Source organism: Limnohabitans sp. 2KL-17 (genome assembly GCF_003063415.1).
Lineage (GTDB): Bacteria > Pseudomonadota > Gammaproteobacteria > Burkholderiales > Burkholderiaceae_C > Limnohabitans_A.
Genome location: NZ_NESK01000032.1, coordinates 21,142 through 40,845, shown reverse-complemented (window position 1 = coordinate 40,845; position 19,704 = coordinate 21,142). Strand labels below are relative to the sequence as shown.

Here is a 19,704-nt window from a genome sequence, read left to right as displayed (position 1 = left end):
GGAGGGCCAGAACATGCGTCCTGCCAACAGGTGCCGACGGTGTCGGCTTTGAACCCCTGTCCCCGATCAATTCAGGTGGGGGATTTTGAAGTGGCCATAAGTGGGGGAATTTGGGTGGCCATCAGGGATGCAAAATATAAAATGCGAATTGATCACTGTAGACGCTGAACTTAACATGCTAATCAACAACAAAATTAAACGCGAGCTTCTTCGAATCTTGAACCAGATGCGCAGTTTGATCATGAACACCTATGAACCCTACAAGCGTTGGAAACATGCTCGCAACAGAAGCGAAAACCCAAATATTTGCCTTAACTCAGCCCATACACGGAAGGACAAAGTAGCGGTCTATTTGGTTTTCCAACCACAGGGATTGATGACCTCCACCTGGCTAACACTGGAACACCTGAACAGAAAGGGATACAGCACGCTGTTGGTTAGCAACTCTGCGCTGACTCCCGAAGACAAAGCTCGCGCTTTGCCTCTTTGCTGGCAAATCATGCAGCGTCCGAATTTTGGATATGACTTTGGCGGTTATCAAGACGGCGTAATTGCTGTCATGGAATCAAGCCATACTATTCAACAAATGCTGATATTGAACGACAGCATTTGGTTTCCGCTTCAGCGCCAGTGTGATTTTTTGGATCGCATAGAAACCTCTGATGCTGGCTTCGTGGGTGCATTTCAACTAGAGCCCACCCGCGACAGGAGCAAGATGCAAGGCAAAAAACGGCCATTCATGGGTTCGTTTTTCTGGCACTTTAAGCAACCCGTTTTACTCAATCCTGTCTTTATGGCGTTCTGGCGGAACTACAAAGCAACCAGTAGCAAGTACGCAACCATCCGCCGTGGCGAAAGACGCTTCACTCATCACTTATTAGACGCTGGTATCGTGGGTGAGGCGATGTACAGTCGACTTGAATTTGACAGATGGATCAAAAAAATACGAGGTCCAGATGTACGCCAAGCACTAGAACGATTGTGCACAGCAGATGCTGCTCTTTCCACTCAAAGAACAGCCTTGTTGGCCAGATATCAGCTTGACGAAGCTTGGGAAACAGAAGCCAAATACCTGGCTTTTTTGATCACCAAGTCACAGAACATCATCGCTACTGCTCCCTTGTACATGGTGGGCGATCTGAAATTACCATTTCTAAAAAAATCTGGCGATGAGGCCAACTTACTGGCTTTGCAGGAACTGAACGTTTTTTTCACAAACCATCCGGAGCTGATTGACACCTGCGTACTGGATGAAATTCGACAGGTTCTCCATCGACGTTCAAACAAGCAACCCTCTGCGAATCAATCGTACAGTCCTGAAGAACCTGACGCCAACAACGCCATGATGCCGAATGAAAAATAGGCCTCCATAAAAAGCCAAAGGGGCCCATGAGCCAACGCATCGACCATAAAAATGAGCAGAAAAGCCAAAAACAAGGTTTTTTCTGACTGGCTACGTTTCCATGCCATCAATATCGCGGCCCCTAAATAGGCGCAGATCAACATGAGACCCACTAGACCATGGTCAACCGCCAAAAAAAGAAATTGGTTATGCGGATGAAAACAGCCAATTTGGCACATCGTGTCATTTGCAAAAGCCGCCTTGGCCAATTCATGATAAGCACCCGTACCATGCCCAAACCAAGGTGCCTGCATCCACAAATTTATTGACGTAACCCACATGTGCAGGCGGGCACCGGTAGAAGTAAACACATCCCCTTGCTTGTAGGATCCCGCCTCGCTGAACACTTGTTGCACGCGTGTCCCCGCAAGATCAGAAAAAAACAACACCACCAATATAGCCAAGGCCGCAATAAAAGCTGCGTAAATAGCCCATCGACGTGGCAAACTGAGCAATGGCAATAAAACAACCAAGACTAACGCAACCCCATACCCAATCCGACTGGACGTGAGATGGGTGATGCTAAATATCGCTGCAACAAATAATAAGAAAAACGATAGACGCAACAGCCATGAGCTTGCACGGACTGTCCCCAGCCAGAGTAAGGTTGAAAATAATCCTATGACCAAACTTTGCGCGATGTAATCGATGAACACAGAATGATCCACCCCAAAGCCAAGATTCTGGGTTTTTGACCACGGCAGCAATATGAAAATGTTGAGATACGTGGAGAGCAGAACCACACTACAACCGGTGATGAAGGCCCACCACATCCAGCGACGGTGGCGTTGATCTGTGAGAAGACTAATGATCATCAGCACCAAAAAGAACTTGCTGTAGCGCTCCCAGTGCTCTTGAACATCACGCCAAGGCGCACTTGTATAGAGCGCTCCCAACAACAACATAGACCAAATACCCGCTATGGGCCAAAACAAAGGTGTTTTACGAATGTTGGACCATTTATCTTTGTATTGACCAGAAAAAATACTTCCTAAAATGATCAAAAGAGCTGCAATATTAAACAGTGCTCGAGATGTAGGAATGGCAAAACCTAGCAAAACACAACCCAACACGCCTGCATGGAATGCGGTCATCTGAAGCCGCTGAACAATCTTCATTTTTGAAAACCGATCTGCCAAAAGACGAATGAAGAAACCGCATGAACGAATTGAACAGACGCCAGCCCCTTGCCGTAGGCATTATTCATGGCAGATCGCACACCCCATTGATTGGATAAAAATTTAATAATGGCTTGTGTCTCATGCGCACAGCACGCAGTGACCGACATAGATTGCGCCCGATTATTTTGCCTCGTCCCAACATCAAGGCTTGGCAACCCCAGAAATGGGGCCTCACGAACTCCCGCGCTGCTGTTGCCGACCATAACAGCCGCATTTTTCATTAACTCGCTGAAATAATTAAAACGCATAGACGGGATAATCCGAAAACGCTCAGAGGGAAGCTGCTCCAAAGTAGCAAAAATCTCATCCGTCCCCGGATCGTTGTTGGGTGCAATCACCACAAAGTTTTTGCCGCTGGCTTCGAGGCAAGCAAACAGCGATTTCGCCTGTGCACCGATGGTGTCGGCCTCTGACGTGACGGGGTGAAAAATCACGATGCCGTAGTCGTCAAACGGGATCGCATAACGTGTTTTGACTTCTTCAATTGTTACGCCCGATGGCCGTGCATGCGTGTCCAGCTCAGGTGAGCCGATGTTGTACACCCGGTCGGGGGCCTCGCCCAGCGCCAGCACGCGCTGGCGTGCGGCTTCAGAGCTCACAAAGTGGGTTGCGCAGAGTTTGGTGTTGCAGTGGCGAATGCTTTCGTCGATGGTGCCCGACACCTCTCCGCCTTCGATGTGCGCAGATCGGATGTAGCGCATGGCGCAGACGATGGAGGCGGCCAGTGCTTCGACCCGGTCACCGTGGATGATGACCAGATCCGGGCGGTGCTCGTGCACAAAATCTGAAAAGCCCAAAATGGTCTTGGACAGGATGAACTCGAGCGCGTCGCCTTCGCGCTGATTCACAAATTCAAAAAATTCGGCACCGGCAAAGCGTTTGACTTCCAGCCGCGTTTCGCCATAGCGACCCATCATGTGCATGCCGGTGATGAAAAAGCCGATCTCAAAACCCGCCTGTTGGGCCGCATGGGCCAGCGGTTCAAGTTTGCCAAAATCGGCACGGGTGCCGGTCACAAACAGCAGCTTCTTGCCCGTCACCGGCGCAGTCAGGTCCGTCATTGCGGCTTCTCCACACCGTCAAAATCGCTCCAGCGCAATTGCTGGTTGCGCGTGACCGCCTGTGTCAGGCGTGCGCCGATCAACTGGTCAAAGTACTGCACCGAGATCTCGCCAGACCCCGGGCGACGTGCCCAGATGTCGGCTTCTGTGACGACATGGCCTGCAGGCAGGTCTTTGTCAGCCACCACCGAGCCGCGCGCAAAGCGGTAAACATCTTCTTCGGGGGCCGTGCGCACTTTGGGGTTGTTGAGTGCCGTGTGGATTTCCTTGGAGCGGTCGATCAGAAAACGCAATTCGGCCGGGTCCATCGAGCAAGAAATGTCAGGCCCTTTGCGGTAGCGTGTGTCGGTGAAATGGCGCTCCAAGATGCACGCCCCCAAGGCCACGGCCGACAAGGCCATTTCGGGGCCAATGCTGTGATCTGAAAAACCGACCACCGCGTTGGGGAAAGCTTGGCGCAAATCGGTGACGCCCTGCAAGCTGACGATTTCAGGCGGTGAGGGGTAGAGGTTGGTGCATTCCAGCAGGGCGTATTCAATGCCTGCGTCTTCCAGAATCTGGACCGACGGTTTCATGCTCTCGATGGTTTGCATGCCGGTGCTCATGATGACGGGCTTGCCCATGCGGGCAATGTGTCGGATCAAGGGCAAGTGGTTGCATTCGCCCGAGCCGATTTTGAAAGCGGCCACACCAATTTCGTTCAAAAAGTCAGCCGCCGCCCGCGAGAAAGGCGTAGAGATGTAAATCATGCCCAGCGATTCGGCATGTTTTTTCAGCGCGATCTCGTCGTCTTTGCCCAAAGCGCACTGTTGCATGACGTGCCAGATCGAGATGTCCGCATTGGGCGGGAAAATCGACTTGGCCTCGTCGGTCATCTCGTCGTCCACAAAATGGGTCTGGTGTTTGACCATTTCACAGCCGGACAGACGCGCAGCGGTCACCATGGCCTTGGCCACCTCCAGGCTGCCCCCGTGGTTGATGCCGATCTCAGCGATCACCAGCGGCGCGTGGCGCAAAGAAATGTCCCGGTTTGCAATCTTCATCACTGTTTCCTATTCTTTGGGGGTCAGCACTGCTTCACAGCGCTCAAAATCGGCCAGGGTGTCAATGTCCTGGCTGCGTTCTGCGCTCATTGGCACCAAGCCAATGCGCTCGCTCACAAAACTGCCGCGGTCCAGAAACCACTGGGCCTGCATCACATACACCGCGCCATTGGGACGCACCACAGGCGGCAAACTCTGGCGGTTCGAAAAGCAATACGCTGGATCGCTCAGCGGCAAAAAGCGGTCGCCGTCGACCCGCCCCCACTTGAGGACGCCACGGTCAGCCTCGGTCACCGACATCACCAGTTCGTGCCGCCCCGTGGCAAACACATCCAGCGCCGCCAGAACATCGGCCACCTGGCGCAGGGGTGAGGTGGCCTGCAGCAAGACCACCGTGCCTCGGCAGGACGCAGCTTGCAAGGCATGCACCAACACAGGGGCCATCGGCACGGCGTCACCGCACAAATCAGCTGGCCTTTGAATGGCCTGCACCCCGATGGGCAATGCGGCAGACAAAACCTCCGGGATGTCCGAGCTCAGAATGACGCGTCCAGCGCCAGCTGCCAAAGCGAGGTCGACCGCGTGCCGGAACAAGGGTTTGCCCGCCAGCATGCGTGTGTTCTTGCCTGGCAGGCCTTTGGAGCCCGCCCGCAAAGGGATGACCGCAGTCCATGGCGCGTGCATCGGGGTCATTGAGAGGCCGTTTTGTGGTGTTGAAACAGATTGAGCGGTAAGTATACTGACGCACCCTGCCCCAATGGGGCCTTTGCCCGCCTCCCGCTTTTTTCTGCCAGACACCCACCCACCCGCCATGAAAACCCGTTTCCCACCCACCTGGGGCATGCGCCTGGCCATTGCGCTTTACCAGGCCGTCTGGGTTGTTGCCTTGCCTGCGTTTTTGGCATTTCTGTGGCAAAGGGGTCGGCGCGAACCGCTTTACAGGCAGTTCTGGGCCGAGCGCTGGGGCAAGGCGCCCACAGCTTTAAAGAACCCCATCTGGGTGCACTCGGCCTCCATGGGCGAAATTCGGGGCGCGGCGCCTCTGGTGCGCGCCCTGCTGGCGGCGGGTTATCCAGTAATGGTCACCACCCTGACCCCGGCTGGCCGCACAGCAGCACAAAAGCTGCTTGAACAGGCCATTGCGCAAGGTCAAGCCCAGGTGGCCTACTTGCCTTTTGAGCTGGGGGGATCGGTCCGGCGCTTCATTCGGCATGTGCAGCCGCGCTGCGCCATGATGACCGAGATCGACACCTGGCCGGTGCTGCTGACCACCATTCGCCAACAAGGCATTCCCCTGTGCATGGCCAACGCCCAATACCCCAAGAAAAGCATTGAGCGCGACCTGCAGCGCTGGGGCGGATTTCGAGCCAAGCTTTTTAGCGCTTACCAATTGGTGATGTGCAAATCCGAAACCCATGCCCAGCGCTTTCGGCAGGTGGGCTGCGCACGGGTCGAGGTGGTGGGCGAAACCCGGTTTGACCTGCCAGTGTCTGCCCCCCAAATCGCAGCCGCTGAGCAGTGCGTGCAAAGCTGGCAGCTGGGCCTGAGCCAACGCCCGGTGATCGCCTTTGCCAGCGCCATCGTGGGCGAAGACGAGCCATTCATCGAAGCCATGAAGCTGATCCAGCAGGGGCTGGCCGCAGCAGGGCAGGCCAAGCCGCTGTTTGTGTATGTGCCGCGCAGTCCACAGCGGTTTGATGCGGTGCACGGGTTGATGCAAAACGCTGGTCTTCAAACCCTGCGCCGCAGCCAAGTGTTCGATGCAGCACTTCAGGCGAAAAATCTGCCCATGGCCATCGGCGATGCGGATGTGTTGCTGGGCGACTCTTTGGGCGAGATGTACTTTTACCTGGCCTTGTCGCAAGCCGTGGTGGTGGGGGCTTCTTTCGTGCCCATGGGGGCGCACAACGTGATCGAGCCTTTGGCCCTCAAAAAGCCGGTGATGGTGGGCCCCAGCATCTGGGGCATCGAATACCCGGGCGTCGAAGCGCTGGCTGCAGGCGTTTTGCAGCAACACATGGACATCCCCTCGCTGGCCCAAGCAATGGTTCATTTGCTGACAGCGCCGGGTGCCTACGCGCAGGCGATGGCCGGTGCTGAAAAGTTTTATGAAGAACACGCAGGCTCAACGGCCAAACACATGGCGGTGTTGGTGCCCTGGCTCAAGGCCTTGGCATGAGCGTTTCGCGCTCATGGGCCTTGCAAGGCTATCTGTGGCTGGCCAAGGCCATGGCGCCCGTGTGGCGCTGGGCTTTGCAAAAGCGCCTACAGCGCGGCAAGGAAACCCCTGATAGCTTGGCCCAGAAGTGGGTCACTGACCCGCCCAGCAGGCCGCAGGGTCCGCTCGTCTGGGGGCACGCGGTGGGCGTGGGTGAAGCCATGGCGCTGGCGGGGCTTTTTGCGCAAATGGGCGTGCACTGGCCACAAGCCCGCTTCTTGATCACCACCACGGCCCGCACCTCGGGCGATGCCCTGCACAAGACGGGCTTGCCGCCGCGCTGCATGCACCAGTTTGCCCCCGTCGACACGCCCGACACGGTGGCCCGATTTCTGGACCACTGGCAGCCCGCGCTGGCGGTGTGGTGTGAAATGGATTTATGGCCCGCCTTGATCCACGCCACCGCCCAAAGAGGCATCGCGCATGCCTTGGTCAATGCCCGACTGGACGCCAAAGCTGTTGCCAAACGCCGCTGGGGCAGATTGATTTACCAGGCACTTCTGCCAGGCTTTAGCACCTTGTGGGCGCAAAACACCACCACCCGAGACGGATTGATCGCGCTGGGTGCAAGGCCTGATCGCGTGGTGGTGACAGGCACCATCAAATCCATGTCGCCCCCACTGGCTTGCGATGGTCAACACCTGCAAGCGTGGCGGCAGTGCCTGAAAAGCAGACCTGTCTGGCTACTGGCTTCGAGCCACCCGGGCGAGGAAACACTGGCATTGCAAGTGCATGGCTTGTTGCGCCTGCAGCACCCAGACGCCTTGCTGGTGATCGCGCCCCGAGCCCCCGCCCGAGGCCCAGAAATTTTGGGCTTGTGCCCCGATGGCAGCTTGCTGCGCAGCGCCAGTAACGCGCTACCCATGCCCAGCGACAGCGTTTATGTGGCTGACACGATCGGGGAAATGGGCTTGTGGTTCCGGCTGGCCCCTGTGGCGATGCTGGGAGGTTCATGGACGCCAGTGGGTGGCCACAACCCGCACGAGCCCCTGGCACTGGGCTGTAGGGTTTTACATGGCCCCCACGTGTGGAACTTTGCCGAAAGCTACAGCGACCTGGACGGCCAGAACCTGAGCCAAATGCTCAGTGAAACAACGGCCCTGGCCCAAGCCGTCAGCACCAACTGGGCGCAGCCTGCAACGCCAGCAAGCGTCCAGCCGCAAGCAGCGCTTGAACCCTTGCTCAGCCTGATTCAGCTGGCGCAAGATTGAGGCTTGAGTGCCTTTTCAGTGCGCCGAAGCCTGAATCTGCGCATCCGGCTTGACTGAACGCAACAAGGCCAGCATCTCGGCCTCGATGCGGTGCAAGGCGGCCTCGGTCTGGCCTTCAAAGCGGAGCACCAACACGGGCGTGGTGTTGGACGCCCTGATCAGGCCAAAGCCGTCTGGCCAGTCCACGCGCAGGCCGTCAATGGTGAAGATTTTGGCGGGCGCCTTGAATACGTCACCAGCCAGCACTTGCAAGGCGCTGGTCACGCTGTGCGGCTCGCCCTCGGCGCAAGTCACGTTCAACTCGGGTGTGCTGAAACTGCTGGGCAAAGCGTTCAGCACCACATTGGCATCTGGCGCTTTGCTGACAATCTCCAGCAAGCGGCAACCGGCGTAGGTGCCGTCGTCAAAACCATACCAGCGTTCCTTGAAGAAAATGTGCCCGCTCATCTCGCCACCCAGTGGCGCCTGACCGCCCTCGGCCTCAATGGCTTTCATCTGAGCCTTGATCAGCGAGTGGCCGGTTTTGTACATCAGGGCTTTGCCACCCGCCGCTTCAATGGCCGGGGCCAGACGCTGCGAGCATTTCACGTCGAACAAAATGGTGCCGCCCGGCACGCGGCTGAGCACGTCCTCAGCAAACAATTGCATCTGGCGGTCGGGGTAGATGTTGTGGCCATCGGCAGTGACGATGCCCAGGCGGTCGCCATCGCCATCAAAGGCCAAGCCAAGTTCTGCGCCGGTGGTTTTTAAAGCCTGTATCAGGTCTTGCAGGTTTTCGGGCTTGCTGGGGTCAGGGTGGTGGTTGGGAAAGTTGCCATCCACCTCGCTGAACAACTCAATCACCTCACAGCCCAAGGCCCGGAAGATGCCTGGCGCAGAGGCCCCCGCGATGCCGTTGCCCGAATCGATCACGATCTTCATGGGGCGCGACAAGCGGATATCGCCCACGATGCGCTGGCTGTAGTCGGCCAGCACATTCAGGTGCGTCACTCCGCCGCCAGCCTTGTGCTGCCAGGTCTCGGTTTCCATCATCTGGCGCAGGGCCTGGATTTCATCGCCATAAATGGCACGGCCAGCCAAGACCATCTTGAAGCCGTTGTAGTCCTTGGGGTTGTGGCTGCCCGTGACCTGAATGCCACTTTGACAGGCGGTGTTGGCCGCAAAGTAGAGCATGGGGGTGGTGGCCAGGCCGATGTCGATCACCTGTATGCCCGTGGCCACCAAGCCCCGAATAAGTGCGGCCGACAAGCTTGGCCCGCTCAGACGGCCATCACGGCCCACAGCCACCGTGGTCTGGCCTTCGGCCATGGCTTGCGTGCCAAAAGCTTGGCCCAGCCCCTCGGCCACTTGCTCATTCAGGGTCGATGGCACCACCCCACGGATGTCATAGGCTTTGAAGATGGAGGGGGTGACTTGCATGAGACTTGCCTAAAAAAATAAGGCCACCGGGGCCCAGCTTAATCATCGAATTTGTATTTTAGGTGGGAAATTTTGGGTGGGCTCCCGAAATTTCCCACCTGATCTGCCAGTGGGCCACCGCATCCCCAGCAGCAGGTCTTGCGTTCAAGCCATTGCAGCTAACATGGGCCGCCATGCCATTCCCGGAATTTGCGATGACATCACTCAAAACCCTGCGCATCGAAAGCCCTCTCGGGCCGATCACCCTGGCGGCCAGCCAGATGGGGCTTTGTGGCCTGTGGTTTGAAAAACAAAAGCACAGCCCCACCGATGCCGACAGACAAAACTGGCAAGCTGATGCACAGCACCCTTTGCTGCAAAGTGCCGCAGCCCAGGTGCAGGCTTACTTTGCCCATACACCGGTGGTGTTTGACCTGGCGCTCGATTTGTCGGCAGGCACCCCTTTTCAGCAATCGGTTTGGCAGGCCTTGCTGAGCATTCCGTCGGGCCAAACCCGAAGCTATGGTGACCTGGCAAAGCACTTGGGCAAAGCCAGTGCTGTGCGCGCCGTGGGTGCCGCCGTGGGGCGCAACCCTGTGAGTATCATCGTCCCCTGTCACCGTATTGTGGGCGCCGCTGGCCAACTCACAGGCTATGCAGGGGGTCTGTGGCGCAAACAGGCGCTGCTGAAACGGGAAGGGCATCCCATGGCCCTGCCCGTTTCGCCCCCACTTTTCTCAGAATGAACACCTCACACACCAAAGGCTGGTTGGCCGATTTCTTGCTGCTGGCTGCCATTTGGGGCTCCTCTTTTTTGTTCTTGCGCGTGGCCGCACTCGAGCTGGGTGCACTGCCCACAGCCGCCATGCGGGTCGCCATTGCCTCGGCGTTCTTGCTGCCCCTGCTGCTGGCCAAAGGTCATTGGCCAGCGCTGCGCCAACACTGGAGGCCTGTGCTCTTTGTGGGTGTTTTCAACAGCGGTATTCCGTTTGCCCTTTACTCTTTTGCGGTGATGCACATCACCACCGGTTTTTCATCGATCCTGAACGCCACCGTGCCCTTGTTTGGCGCCCTCGTCGCCTGGCTTTGGCTGGGTGACAAACCCAACCTGTCGCGCTCAGTGGGTCTGGCCATCGGCTTCGGCGGTGTGGTGCTGCTGGCCGGTGGGCAGGCCAGCTTCAAGCCCAATGCTTCGGGCATTGCCCCCGCCTGGGCCGTGCTGGCTTGTCTGGCTGCGACCACCTGCTATGCCTTTTCTGCAAGCTTCACCAAAAAATACATTCACAGCCTGCCCCCACTGGTCACGGCCACAGGCAGTCAGGTCGGCGCCACCCTGGCTTTGGCCCTGCCTGCGCTCTGGTTCCTCCCAGATCACTGGCCCAGCGCCTCGACTTGGTGGTCTTTGATGGTGGTGGGTGTGCTTTGCACCGGCGTGGCCTATGTCCTGTATTTCAAACTGATTGAAAGTGCCGGTCCTTCACGCGCCCTGACCGTCACGTTTTTGGTCCCGGTCTTTGCCATCGCTTACGGCATGTTTTTTCTGGGAGAAAACATCACAGCCTGGATGCTGGTGTGTGGCGCCGTGATTTTGCTCGGCACATCCTTGTCCAGCGGCCTGATTAAGTTGCCAGGGCGTTGATACGGCGGTGAAACGTGACGGGCTGCGACTGCTGCCCCAATTCACGCGCCCGCAGTTGGCCGCAACCGCCCTCCACATCCTGCCCCGCAGACTGGCGCAACTTGGTCAGCACCCCACGCTGGTGCAAGCTGCGCGCCATTTCGGCAGCACGCTCCCAACTGGGACGGGCATAAGGCAAGTCGGGCACAGCGTTGTAGGGAATCAGGTTCATCAACGCGTATTTGCCTTTGAGCAAACGGACAATGCCCTCCACTTCTTCTGTGCTGTCGTTCACGCCCTCAATCAGCGTCCACTGGTACTGGATCGGGTAACCGGTGGCGCGGGCATACGCTTCACCCGCCTCCACAAGGTCTTGCGGGTCAAAGCGCGGTGCGCGCGGCAACAACTGCGCCCGCAAATCAGCCCGTGTGGTGTGCAGCGACAAAGCCAGCGCAGGCTTGACCCGGCCTTGCGGCAAGCGCTCAAAAACCCGCACATCGCCCACCGTGGAAAACACCAGATTCTTGTGCCCGATGTTGCCCACCGTGCCCAGCAGATCGATGGCCTCCATCACCTGGTCCAGATTGTGCGTGGGCTCCCCCATGCCCATGAAAACGACCTTTTTAACAGGCCGAAGCGTGCGGGCCAAAGCCACCTGCGCCACGATTTCGGCGCTGCCCACCTGACGGATCAATCCTTCACGGCCCGTCATGCAAAACACACAACCCACCGCACACCCCACCTGTGAAGAAACGCAAAGCCCGTCTCGCGGCAGCAGCACAGTCTCGACCGTTTGTCCGTCGTGCAAACCCACCAGCAAACGGGCCGAGCCATCTTGCCCCGGGTGCTGCTCGCGCAATGTACCCAGTCCAGCCAATGACAGGCTCAACGCGGGCAAAGCCTCGCGCAGCGACTTGGGCATGAAGCTTTCTAGCGGCCTGCGGCCACTGTCCTGGGGTTTGGCCTGTGCCCAGAGGCGCAGCACGCGTTGCGCATGCAGGGGGCTGGCGCCCAAGGCCCACAAATGGTCACGGACGTCTTGAATGCTCCACATGGCGGTCAAGACCTGCTTCAGTAATGTGGCGGAATTTCATCGCGCAAATTGCGCATCTCGGCACCACCGCCCGACTCAGGCAGGCGGTCGCGCATCTGACGCAGCTCTTGAATCAGCGCGTCAATTTGCTGCTGCTGGCGGTACACCTGCGCATTGAGTTGGTCGAGCAGGTCTTCAGTAAAGCCGGCCTTGATTTCGAGGTCAACCAGGCGATTTTCGATGTGGGTTGGAATGTCCATGCGCTGTATTGGACATGATTTTGGCGGGGGTCTCTCACATGTTTTACAATTTAAGCCATCGCCGAGTTAACTGAACTACTTGCAGGGCGATTCATAAATTCTGCTAAAGCGTTCGCCAGGCTCCGGGTTTTCAGGGTCGGCAACGCCGACAAACCCCTGAAACCAAGGAACCTTTTTCATGTCCAGCAATTACCTCTTCACCTCCGAATCCGTCTCGGAAGGCCATCCCGACAAAGTGGCTGACCAGATCTCTGACGCGATTCTGGACGCCATCTTTGAGCAAGACCCCCGCAGCCGCGTGGCCGCCGAAACACTGACCAACACCGGTTTGGTGGTGTTGGCTGGAGAGATCACCACCAACGCGCACGTGGACTACATCCAGGTCGCCCGCGACACCATCAAGCGCATTGGCTACGACAACACCGAGTACGGCATCGACTACAAGGGCTGTGCCGTGATGGTTTGCTACGACAAACAATCCAACGACATTGCCCAGGGTGTGGACCACGCCTCCGACGACCACCTGAACATCGGCGCGGGCGACCAGGGCCTGATGTTCGGCTATGCCTGCTCTGAAACCCCTGAGCTCATGCCCGCCCCCATCTATTACGCCCACCGCCTGGTCGAGCGTCAGGCACAGTTGCGCAAGGATGGCCGTCTGCCCTTTCTGCGTCCCGATGCCAAAAGCCAGGTGACCATGCGCTACGTCGACGGCAAGCCGCACAGCATCGACACCGTGGTGCTGTCCACCCAGCACAGCCCCGACCAATCGGAAACCGCCACCAAGATGAAGGCCAGCTTCACCGAAGCGATCATCGAAGAACTGATCAAGCCGGTGCTGCCCAAAGAGTGGCTGTTGGACACGAAATTCCTGATTAACCCCACCGGCCGTTTTGTCATCGGTGGTCCTCAGGGCGATTGCGGCCTGACTGGCCGCAAGATCATTGTGGACACCTACGGCGGTGCCTGCCCACACGGCGGCGGTGCGTTTTCGGGCAAAGACCCCTCCAAGGTGGACCGCTCGGCGGCTTACGCAGCCCGTTATGTGGCCAAAAACATTGTGGCCGCCGGTCTGGCCACCCAGTGCCAGGTGCAGGTGGCCTACGCCATCGGCGTGGCACGCCCCATGAACATCACCGTCAACACCGCCGGCACAGGCGTGATCTCGGACGACCAGTTGTCCGCGCTGGTGGCCGATCAATTTGACCTGCGCCCCAAAGGCATCATCCAGATGCTCGACCTGTTGCGCCCGATCTACAGCAAGACGGCTGCATATGGCCACTTTGGCCGGGATGAGCCCGACTTCACCTGGGAGCGAACCGACCGCGCTGCCGCATTGAAAGCAGCTGCAGGTCTGTAAGCCACAACCCACGCAAAACTCAGGGCGTCCAAGCCCAGAGCACAAGCCGCTCGGCGCAAGTCGAGCGGCTTTTTTCGTCTTTGGTCTCTGAAAAGGCCCATCGAACAAGTCCCTGGCATGAAACCATTTTGTGGCGCCTGGTACAGACAAACGCTGCGGCTTGTTTTGACAATTCAGCAAAACACCCCAACAGGAAACATCATGTTCAAAGACCGACTGGATGCTGCACGACAACTGAGCAAGGCTTTGGCGAAATACCAGGGGCAAAACCCACTGGTGCTGGCCATTCCTCGGGGCGGAGTGCCCATGGGTGCGTGGATAGCCCAAGCGCTGAATGGGCAACTCGATGTGGTGCTGGTGCGCAAACTGCGGGCACCGTTCGAGCCCGAAGTGGCCATTGGCGCAGTGGATGACACAGGTTTGGCCTATCTCTCACCCTATGCCGCCACCTTGGGCCTGGACCCGCAATATGTAAAGGACGAGATCAAGCTGCAAATGAAAACCATCAAGGAACGCCGCAAGCAATACAGTCAAGCCCGAGTACCTGTAGAGGTCAAAGGACGTGTGGCCATCGTGGTGGACGATGGCCTGGCCACAGGCGCCACCATGATGTCGGCCCTCAAAGCCACACGACAAAAACAGCCACGCCATTTGGTGTGTGCCATTCCGGTGGCCAGCCCGGACGCCCTGGCAAAAATCAAACCACTGGCCGATGAAATCATCTGCCTTTCAGCCCCCGAAGACTTTATGGCAGTGGCACAGTTTTACCGCCAATTTCCACAAGTGGACGATGAGCAGGTGTTTGCATTTTTAAAAGCCAGCGCACAAGCAGCCCCAGAGGGTCACCACTGAAGGCGCTGCAGGTCATGTGACAGGTGATCACAAACGGAATTCGGTGCGCAGCCGATTGTCCAACTCTTTGACGTTCAAAGACGTCAGGTCCAGCACATGTTTGGCATCGATAATTTTTTCTACGGGTGCATCCAGATGCGCCAACAACTCGCCCATGAAAGGATTTGACACGACCAGTGCCAAAGAATTCACACGGTGGGTCAAAGCAGCCTCGTGAAAATAGGTGGCCAAGGTTTTTGCAAACTCACTGCGGTGCAAATGCTTGAGGTCTGCCCGAGGTGCCAACCCGGATCGTCCAGCCAGAGACTGCCCCAGCGGGGATCGCTCGGTTTCACTGGCTTGCATGCGGCTTTCCGGATGTTGCCAATCGGTCAACTCCAGCAGGGGTTCGGTGAACGATGTCCGCTCAAAAACCCGTGCCTGCGAAGCGTTGGCCACCAAGATCCAATGTTTTTGAGCCATGCCCGAATCCTTTTTTTTACCACGTGAACGAAGCTTGAATTTTTCAGTCAATCAACGCAGTGGTCAATTGATCGGAGGGTATAGAACCACTGGCGCAAGGCTTGCGCAGAAGGGCAGGGGTTGATCGGCATCAAGCCTTTTTTAGAAAAGACATGCGTCAATTCAAGGCTGCCAAGGAACGCCGCTGACACAACCGATCGGACTCACACGCCACATGCCAAAACCTGCCACTTGTACAACGTGATGTCGCACACTCCAAAGTCGCCCGAATGCGTTTTCATGGCCCAGAACCTCACCAAGGTCTATGGCGAAGGCGCCGCTGCGGTTCATGCACTGCGCGGGGTGAACCTGCGTATCACACAAGGCGAGTTTGTGGTGCTGCTGGGCGCTTCGGGCAGCGGCAAATCCACCTTGTTGAACATTCTGGGTGGGCTGGACAATGCCACGGCAGGCACAGCCCAATGGTTTCACCAAGGCGAAACACACGCGCTAACAGGTGCCAGCGATGCCGAGCTCACCCGCTATCGACGCGAGCATGTGGGCTTTGTGTTTCAGTTCTACAACCTGATCCCCAGCCTGACGGCGTTGGAAAACGTGGCGCTGGTCACCGACATTGCGCAAGACCCCATGCAGCCTGAAGACGCTTTGGCCTTGGTCGGTCTGTCGGACCGCATGAACCATTTTGTGTCGCAAATCTCGGGCGGTGAACAACAACGCGTGGCGATTGCACGCGCCATCGCCAAACGCCCGCAGGTGCTGCTTTGCGACGAACCCACAGGCGCTCTCGACTGTGCCACCGGCATCGTGGTGTTGCAGGCCATCGAAAAAGTCAACCGCGAGTTGGGCACCACCACCGTGGTCATCACCCACAACGCCCCGATTGCCGGCATGGCCGACCGTGTGATGCGCATGGCCGATGGCCGGATCGTCGACATTCAGGTGAACCCCCACAAAGTGGCTGCGTCCAGCCTGATCTGGTGATCTGCGCATGAAAGCCCTCCACACCAAACTCTGGCGCGACCTGCAACGCTTGTGGGCGCAGGTGCTGACCATCGCCGTGGTGGTGGCCATTGGTGTGGCCGGTTTTGTAGGCATGTTTTCGGTGCATGAATCGCTCAAGGGCTCACGCGACAACTTTTACCGCGACAACCGCCTGGCCGAGGTGTTCACGCACGTCAAACGTGCACCGGTGGTCCTGCGCGACCAACTGGCCGCCATAGAAGGGGTGGCTGAAGTCCAGCTCAGTGTGGTGATGGACGCGCAAATCGCCCTGCCTGATGCGCAGGCCCCGGTCACGGGCCGCTTCATCGGTCTCGACCTGGCACGGGTGCATGGACAACGGCAAGGCCTGAACGCACTGAGCCTGCGCAGTGGCCGCTGGCCAGAGCGGGGCAACACGGTGGAAGCGGTGGTCAGCGACCGTTTCGCTGTCGCCAGGCACTTGCAGCCTGGTGACCGTGTCAACGCCATCCTGAACGGTCGGCTGCAGCCAATCCACCTGGTGGGAACGGTTGTGTCACCCGAATATGTTTTTGCCTCGCGCGGTGGCGCACCCGACGACAGGACGTTTGGTGTCTGGTGGATCGACCACGAACGCATGGCGCAAGCCTTTGACATGCAGGGCGCCTTCAACCAGGCCTCACTGCGCCTGCACGCCCCCTCTTGGCTGCAACCCGTCATTGAAAGAACCGACCGCCTGCTGGACCCCTATGGCACGCGGGGCGCCGTGGGCCGGGACAAGCAAATTTCTGCACGAATTGTCAGCGACGAACTGTCGCAACTGAAGGTCATGGGAACAGTTCTGCCCTCGATTTTTCTGGCTGTCTCGATGTTCATCCTGAACGTGGTGGTCAGCCGCCAAGTGGCTACACAACGCAGCCAGATTGCTGCACTCAAGGCCTTGGGCTATGACAACAGGGCCATCATCTGGCATTACCTGGGATTGGCCATGGCCATCACGGGCTTGGGTCTGGTCACCGGTTTGATGCTCAGCCGCTGGATCGGCCTGATGGTTTTGGACATGTACGACGAAATATTCCGCTTCAACCAATTGGCCTACGGCACCACACCTTGGCTGGTGATCGTCGCGGCATGCGTGGCCTTGACTGCGGCCATCCTGGGCACATGGGGGGCCATTCGCACCGTGGTGAGGCTGAAGCCAGCCGTTGCGATGCAACCCCCGTCACCCCCTTCTTACCGACAGACACTGATCGAGCGACTGGGACTAGGCCAACACCTCAGTGCTGGCACCCTCATGGTGGTGCGCAATTTCGAGCGCCGCCCCTGGCGCTCGGTGTTCACGGTCACGGGCATTGCATTGGCTGTCGCCCTGCAAATCTCGGGCGCATTCTGGCTGGATGCGATTGCACACATCGTGGACATCCAGTTTCGCCAAACACAGCGCGGCAATGTGGTGGTGAACTTTCAGCAGCCTGTGCCGCCCTCGGTGGTGCAAGACCTGAAACGCCTGCCTGGCGTGATCCACGCAGAACCCTACCGAAGCGAGGCGGTGCGCGTGCACTGGCGTGGCGTGACCGAAGACGGTAACTTGCTGGGGCTGTTGGGTAACACGCGGCTGTTGCGGCCTGTGGACGAGCAACGTGGCCCCCTGCAAATCCCGCCTCAGGGCATTGCCGTTTCGTGGTTGCTGGCCAAAAAGCTAGGGCTCCAGGTGGGTGACCGGGTCGAGGTTGAATTTCGCATGTGGCATCAGACCCGCGCCACCGTCGAGGTGGTGGACATCGTGCACACCTTGATGGGCAAGCAAGCCTTCATGGATTTTGAAACCATGAACACTTTGTCGCGCGATGGCACGGGCGCAAGTGAAGCTACGATGCAGGTCGATCCTCTGGCCATGGCCGCGTTTTGGGAAGCCGTCAAGCAGGCACCCGTCATCACCGCCGTGTTCGACAAGGCCGCCTCACTCGCCAGCTTTGAGGAAACCACCTCGCGCAGCATGAGCGTTTTCAGCACCATCCTCACCTTGTTTGCCGTGGCCATGGCGGTCGGCATTGTCTACAACGCCGCACGCATCAGCTTGTCGGAACGGGCGTGGGAGCTGGCCAGCCTGCGCGTGCTGGGCATGACACGCGCCGAAGTCTCGGTCTTGCTGCTCGGCCAACTGGGCAGTGAAGTCTTGCTGGCCCTGCCCATTGGCGCGGTGACAGGTTGGGCCTTGGCGAGCGTTCTGATGCACTTGATGTCCTCCGACAACATCGACTTCCCCGTCATCATCGCGCCTTCTACTTATGCATGGGCTGTGCTCATTGTGCTGGCAGCTGGTCTGCTCAGTGCCCTGCTGGTACGCCGAAGAATTGACCAGCTTGACTTGGTGGCTGTTTTGAAAGTACGCGAATGAACCTAAATTCTTTCCTTGTTGATTTGAAGCGCTGGGCACCTTGGGGCTTGGCCGCACTCGCCTTGGCAGGCTTGGCATTTTGGGCGCTGATGCCACGCGCACTGCAGGTAGAAGTCGGCATGGTCACCATCGGCCGCTTTGAACAAGCCATTGACGAGGACGGCCAGTTGCGTTTGAAAAACCGTTACGTCATTTCAGCGCCCATGGCTGCCGAGTTGATCAGGCCCGAGCTCAAAGTGGGCGACAGCCTTCGTACTGGGGATGTAGTGGCCACACTGAAACCACTGGCCCCCAGCATGATCGACGAGCGCAACCGACTGGTGTTGCAACAACGTGTAGGCCGTGACGATGCCGCACGCATGGCTGCGGCCGCCCAACTGCAACGACTGCAAACCAGCTTGGCGCAAACCGAGCTGGAAGTTCAAAGAGCCCAAAAACTCGCCAGCGACAACTTCATCGCACCCGCAGCTCTGGACCAGGCGGTTTTGGCCAACCGCGCCGCAGCGCAGGCCCTCGCAGCAGGCCAGGCGCAGTTGCGTGCTGCGGAATTCACGCTGGCCGAATCGCAAGCCGCTTTGGCCAGCGCAAAACCCGCCAGCCAGGGCACAAAAAACGCCTGGAGAATCCAGAGTCCGGTAGACGGCCAGGTACTCAAGCTGCACCTGACCAGCGGTGCGCCGGTCATGGCAGGCCAGCCCTTGCTGGAGATCGGAGACATCCAGGTGATGGAAGCGGTTGTGGATGTTTTGTCCTCTGATGCCCGGCAGCTTGCACCTGGTGCCAAGGTGCTCGTTTCACCAGGTGTTGGTGCACCCCTTTTGTCTGGGCAAGTCACGCGCATTGAGCCGGTGGCCTTTACCAAGGTATCCGCCCTTGGGATCGAGGAGCAACGGGTCAATGTGATCATCGAACTCGAGCGCTTGCCTGACGGCGCTCAGCGCCTGGGTGAAGGCTTTCGGGTGGATACACGCATCACCCTGTCTTCTCACGAAAACGTGCTCTTGGTACCCAGTGCGGCACTGTTGCGAGAAGGCATGCGCTGGCAGGTACTGGTACACCAAAACGGTCGTGCGCGCGCCAGGAACGTCACCATCCAGGCGCGCAATGCCGATGTGGCCTGGATCAAGCCCGATGACACGAACGGCGTGCGGGCCGGTGATGCCGTGCTGCTCTACCCGGGGACCATCACGGATGGTCAGCGCGTCAAAGTCAAACCCGGCAGGGGGCAACGGTAAATGCTTGAGCGC

At 58.2% G+C, this 19,704-nt stretch carries 18 protein-coding genes; 10 read left to right on the top strand and 8 right to left on the bottom strand.

All coding sequences use genetic code 11. The annotated features are described in order from the left end of the window. The first annotated feature begins 241 nt into the window (after positions 1–241). The gene (locus B9Z45_RS14735; RefSeq protein ID WP_158270436.1) at positions 242–1,363 is read left to right on the top strand and encodes a rhamnan synthesis F family protein; all 1,122 of its coding nucleotides are present in this window, start codon (positions 242–244) and stop codon (positions 1,361–1,363) included. On the opposite strand, the gene B9Z45_RS14730 is transcribed toward B9Z45_RS14735, so the two are convergent. From B9Z45_RS14730 to B9Z45_RS14715, 4 genes are read right to left on the bottom strand one after another with little or no spacing between them, the layout of a single operon-like run. Then, on the bottom strand, positions 1,303–2,520 hold the full coding sequence (locus B9Z45_RS14730) for an O-antigen ligase (RefSeq protein ID WP_108407972.1): 1,218 nt from the start codon (positions 2,518–2,520) through the stop codon (positions 1,303–1,305). The genes B9Z45_RS14735 and B9Z45_RS14730 overlap by 61 nt on opposite strands. Beyond that, positions 2,517–3,644, bottom strand: a complete 1,128-nt coding sequence (gene neuC, locus B9Z45_RS14725; protein ID WP_108407971.1) for a UDP-N-acetylglucosamine 2-epimerase — start codon at positions 3,642–3,644, stop codon at positions 2,517–2,519. The genes B9Z45_RS14730 and neuC overlap by 4 nt, the downstream gene beginning before the upstream one ends. Then, entirely contained in the window at positions 3,641–4,687 is a 1,047-nt protein-coding gene (locus B9Z45_RS14720; protein ID WP_108407970.1) for an N-acetylneuraminate synthase family protein, read from the bottom strand. The genes neuC and B9Z45_RS14720 overlap by 4 nt, the downstream gene beginning before the upstream one ends. A 9-nt stretch (positions 4,688–4,696) precedes the next feature. Further along, complete coding sequence (locus B9Z45_RS14715; protein WP_199221919.1) at positions 4,697–5,380, bottom strand: cytidylyltransferase domain-containing protein; 684 nt, start codon at positions 5,378–5,380, stop codon at positions 4,697–4,699. A gap of 118 nt (positions 5,381–5,498) precedes the next feature. Here B9Z45_RS14715 and B9Z45_RS14710 point away from each other — a divergent pair, with 118 nt between their 5' ends. Further along, positions 5,499–6,866, top strand: coding sequence for a 3-deoxy-D-manno-octulosonic acid transferase (locus B9Z45_RS14710; RefSeq protein WP_158270435.1), 1,368 nt, complete (start codon positions 5,499–5,501; stop codon positions 6,864–6,866). Then, positions 6,863–8,116, top strand: coding sequence for a 3-deoxy-D-manno-octulosonic acid transferase (locus tag B9Z45_RS14705; protein ID WP_108407968.1), 1,254 nt, complete (start codon positions 6,863–6,865; stop codon positions 8,114–8,116). The genes B9Z45_RS14710 and B9Z45_RS14705 overlap by 4 nt, the downstream gene beginning before the upstream one ends. A gap of 15 nt (positions 8,117–8,131) precedes the next feature. On the opposite strand, the gene B9Z45_RS14700 is transcribed toward B9Z45_RS14705, so the two are convergent. Continuing rightward, positions 8,132–9,535 (bottom strand): phosphomannomutase/phosphoglucomutase, encoded by a 1,404-nt coding sequence (locus B9Z45_RS14700; protein WP_108407967.1) that lies wholly within the window; start codon positions 9,533–9,535, stop codon positions 8,132–8,134. Between the two features lie 194 nt (positions 9,536–9,729). Between B9Z45_RS14700 and B9Z45_RS14695 the strand changes: the two genes are divergently transcribed. Continuing rightward, positions 9,730–10,260, top strand: coding sequence for a methylated-DNA--[protein]-cysteine S-methyltransferase (locus B9Z45_RS14695; protein ID WP_108407981.1), 531 nt, complete (start codon positions 9,730–9,732; stop codon positions 10,258–10,260). Continuing rightward, positions 10,257–11,153 (top strand): DMT family transporter, encoded by an 897-nt coding sequence (locus B9Z45_RS14690; RefSeq protein WP_108407966.1) that lies wholly within the window; start codon positions 10,257–10,259, stop codon positions 11,151–11,153. The genes B9Z45_RS14695 and B9Z45_RS14690 overlap by 4 nt, the downstream gene beginning before the upstream one ends. Here the strand turns inward: B9Z45_RS14690 and B9Z45_RS14685 are convergent. Then, positions 11,134–12,186, bottom strand: coding sequence for an RNA methyltransferase (locus B9Z45_RS14685; protein ID WP_108407965.1), 1,053 nt, complete (start codon positions 12,184–12,186; stop codon positions 11,134–11,136). The genes B9Z45_RS14690 and B9Z45_RS14685 overlap by 20 nt on opposite strands. A gap of 17 nt (positions 12,187–12,203) precedes the next feature. Further along, positions 12,204–12,425, bottom strand: coding sequence for a SlyX family protein (locus B9Z45_RS14680; RefSeq protein WP_108407964.1), 222 nt, complete (start codon positions 12,423–12,425; stop codon positions 12,204–12,206). Between the two features lie 178 nt (positions 12,426–12,603). On the opposite strand from B9Z45_RS14680, the gene metK reads away from it, so the two are divergent. Together metK and B9Z45_RS14670 are read left to right on the top strand one after the other, a co-directional pair. Next, a complete protein-coding gene (metK, locus tag B9Z45_RS14675) occupies positions 12,604–13,785 on the top strand; it encodes a methionine adenosyltransferase (RefSeq protein WP_108407963.1) in 1,182 nt (393 codons plus the stop codon). A gap of 198 nt (positions 13,786–13,983) precedes the next feature. Next, a complete protein-coding gene (locus B9Z45_RS14670; RefSeq protein ID WP_108407980.1) occupies positions 13,984–14,637 on the top strand; it encodes a phosphoribosyltransferase in 654 nt (217 codons plus the stop codon). Between the two features lie 27 nt (positions 14,638–14,664). Here B9Z45_RS14670 and B9Z45_RS14665 read toward each other — a convergent pair whose 3' ends face one another. Further along, positions 14,665–15,099 (bottom strand): host attachment protein, encoded by a 435-nt coding sequence (locus tag B9Z45_RS14665; RefSeq protein ID WP_146180927.1) that lies wholly within the window; start codon positions 15,097–15,099, stop codon positions 14,665–14,667. A gap of 243 nt (positions 15,100–15,342) precedes the next feature. Here B9Z45_RS14665 and B9Z45_RS14660 point away from each other — a divergent pair, with 243 nt between their 5' ends. From B9Z45_RS14660 to B9Z45_RS14650, 3 genes are read left to right on the top strand one after another with little or no spacing between them, the layout of a single operon-like run. Next, positions 15,343–16,080: an ABC transporter ATP-binding protein gene (locus B9Z45_RS14660; RefSeq protein WP_108407961.1), complete on the top strand. Its 738-nt coding sequence runs from the start codon at positions 15,343–15,345 to the stop codon at positions 16,078–16,080. A 7-nt stretch (positions 16,081–16,087) separates the two neighbouring features. Then, positions 16,088–18,457: an ABC transporter permease gene (locus tag B9Z45_RS14655; protein ID WP_108407960.1), complete on the top strand. Its 2,370-nt coding sequence runs from the start codon at positions 16,088–16,090 to the stop codon at positions 18,455–18,457. Beyond that, a complete protein-coding gene (locus tag B9Z45_RS14650; protein ID WP_108407959.1) occupies positions 18,454–19,692 on the top strand; it encodes an efflux RND transporter periplasmic adaptor subunit in 1,239 nt (412 codons plus the stop codon). Before B9Z45_RS14655 ends, B9Z45_RS14650 begins: the two co-directional genes overlap by 4 nt. Positions 19,693–19,704 lie beyond the last annotated feature (12 nt).

Coding starts and splice junctions, on each gene's coding strand:
- B9Z45_RS14735 (WP_158270436.1), top strand. CDS start 242: ATGAACACCTATGAACCCTACAAGCGTTGGAAACATGCTCGCAACAGA.
- B9Z45_RS14730 (WP_108407972.1), bottom strand. CDS start 2,520: ATGAAGATTGTTCAGCGGCTTCAGATGACCGCATTCCATGCAGGCGTG.
- neuC (WP_108407971.1), bottom strand. CDS start 3,644: ATGACGGACCTGACTGCGCCGGTGACGGGCAAGAAGCTGCTGTTTGTG.
- B9Z45_RS14720 (WP_108407970.1), bottom strand. CDS start 4,687: ATGAAGATTGCAAACCGGGACATTTCTTTGCGCCACGCGCCGCTGGTG.
- B9Z45_RS14715 (WP_199221919.1), bottom strand. CDS start 5,380: ATGACCCCGATGCACGCGCCATGGACTGCGGTCATCCCTTTGCGGGCG.
- B9Z45_RS14710 (WP_158270435.1), top strand. CDS start 5,499: ATGAAAACCCGTTTCCCACCCACCTGGGGCATGCGCCTGGCCATTGCG.
- B9Z45_RS14705 (WP_108407968.1), top strand. CDS start 6,863: ATGAGCGTTTCGCGCTCATGGGCCTTGCAAGGCTATCTGTGGCTGGCC.
- B9Z45_RS14700 (WP_108407967.1), bottom strand. CDS start 9,535: ATGCAAGTCACCCCCTCCATCTTCAAAGCCTATGACATCCGTGGGGTG.
- B9Z45_RS14695 (WP_108407981.1), top strand. CDS start 9,730: ATGACATCACTCAAAACCCTGCGCATCGAAAGCCCTCTCGGGCCGATC.
- B9Z45_RS14690 (WP_108407966.1), top strand. CDS start 10,257: ATGAACACCTCACACACCAAAGGCTGGTTGGCCGATTTCTTGCTGCTG.
- B9Z45_RS14685 (WP_108407965.1), bottom strand. CDS start 12,186: ATGTGGAGCATTCAAGACGTCCGTGACCATTTGTGGGCCTTGGGCGCC.
- B9Z45_RS14680 (WP_108407964.1), bottom strand. CDS start 12,425: ATGGACATTCCAACCCACATCGAAAATCGCCTGGTTGACCTCGAAATC.
- metK (WP_108407963.1), top strand. CDS start 12,604: ATGTCCAGCAATTACCTCTTCACCTCCGAATCCGTCTCGGAAGGCCAT.
- B9Z45_RS14665 (WP_146180927.1), bottom strand. CDS start 15,099: ATGGCTCAAAAACATTGGATCTTGGTGGCCAACGCTTCGCAGGCACGG.
- B9Z45_RS14660 (WP_108407961.1), top strand. CDS start 15,343: ATGTCGCACACTCCAAAGTCGCCCGAATGCGTTTTCATGGCCCAGAAC.
- B9Z45_RS14655 (WP_108407960.1), top strand. CDS start 16,088: ATGAAAGCCCTCCACACCAAACTCTGGCGCGACCTGCAACGCTTGTGG.
- B9Z45_RS14650 (WP_108407959.1), top strand. CDS start 18,454: ATGAACCTAAATTCTTTCCTTGTTGATTTGAAGCGCTGGGCACCTTGG.